Origin of the sequence: Flavonifractor plautii ATCC 29863, assembly GCF_000239295.1 — a bacterium.
Classification (GTDB): domain Bacteria; phylum Bacillota; class Clostridia; order Oscillospirales; family Oscillospiraceae; genus Flavonifractor; species Flavonifractor plautii.
Genome location: NZ_JH417844.1, coordinates 1 through 1,365, shown reverse-complemented (window position 1 = coordinate 1,365; position 1,365 = coordinate 1). Strand labels below are relative to the sequence as shown.

The following is a 1,365-nucleotide window of genomic DNA, read 5'->3' as shown; positions in this document are numbered from 1 at the left end:
CCGCTATGATCACCAGTTCCCTGGCCTGCGGCTTCCGGCCCTCAAAAATCAGGAAAAAGGGGAGCATACACTCCAGCAGAACCAGTAGAGAGATAAAGTAATACTTCTTATTGTCCAGATAAAACACACCGATATACAGGGTCAGAGGGATCATCAGCAGCACTAGTACAGCCGCCACAACGGTTCGCTTGGCCAGCTTCCGCTTGGCCTTGGGTACCTGTAAGGCATAATCCTTTCGGTGGGATCTCCGGGTGATGCAGGTAGCAAACAGAAAGAGCGAGAGAATAAAGAGTGCGTATAGAATCATTTGATGGTTTGCCAGTTCTGTCATGCCGTCGGCAGTAATCAGTTGGGTCAGATCCGTAACGTTCATAAACGACAGGAACAGGAGGAAAGACACCGTTCCTGTCAGCACTGCCCCCAGCTTGCGCCACCAGGGCAGCGGTTTAGGCTTGTAGTCTGCGCTGGCTTCCTCTGGTTCCGGGAGCGGCTCCCCGCTGTCCGGAAGCTCTGGCGCCGGCGGTAGATTTCCCCCGCATGCCTGTATGACGTCCTCCGCAGTTACCGCCTCCGGAAGCAGGCCGCGGGCCATGCGGTTGGCTGAGGTGGTATAGAAGCTATTACCGGAGAAAAAGGCCCGCGGTGGGGCTTCCGTCACAATGGAGCCGTCAAAAAACAGAGCGCAACCGTGGGCATACCGGGCGCAGAACTCAATGTCGTGGCTGACCATGAGCAGGGTCACACCCTGACGCAAGAGGCTTTGCAGGATCTCGGCAAACACCTGCTTGAACTCTGCATCCAGCCCCTTGGTCGGCTCATCCATCAACAGGATCTCCGGCCCCAGCAGGAGCACTTTTGCCAGAGCCGCCCGCTGCTGTTCACCGCCGGACAGATCATAGGGGTGCCGATCCAGTAATCCCTCCAGGCGGCACAGCCGCACCGCCCAGGCCACCCGCTCCTCCTGCGCCTTCCCCGAGAAATTCCGGCCCTTGAGAATCTCAAAGAGATCCTCTCGAACGGTTTTCTTCACAAAAAGCGCCTGGGGATTCTGCGGCAACACGCCCACGCTCCCCGCCAGCCTCACCTCGCCTCGGTAGGGCTTCTGGAGTCCGGACAACAGCTTCAGGCTGGTGGTCTTTCCCGTTCCGTTGCCGCCCAGCAGGGCCAGAAACTCGCCCCGCCTCACGGTGAGGCTCAACCCCTTCACCACGTCCGGCAGCTCTTTTTCGTATTTGAACCACAGACCTTCCGCCGTGATGGCCGGTTCATTCGGATATGTGCGGCGCGGCTCAGACGGCAGCTCCATCAGGGGGTGTCCATCCGCGAACTTCGTCAGCCAATCCCGGCCCTCCCGCACCGTGACCG

The 1,365-nt window shown here is 58.9% G+C and carries 1 protein-coding gene; it reads right to left on the bottom strand.

Annotation, left to right across the window (positions count from 1 at the left end):
- The coding region (locus HMPREF0372_RS16800; protein ID WP_007495112.1) for an energy-coupling factor ABC transporter ATP-binding protein at positions 1 to 1,365 on the bottom strand (1,365 nt) is incomplete at both ends.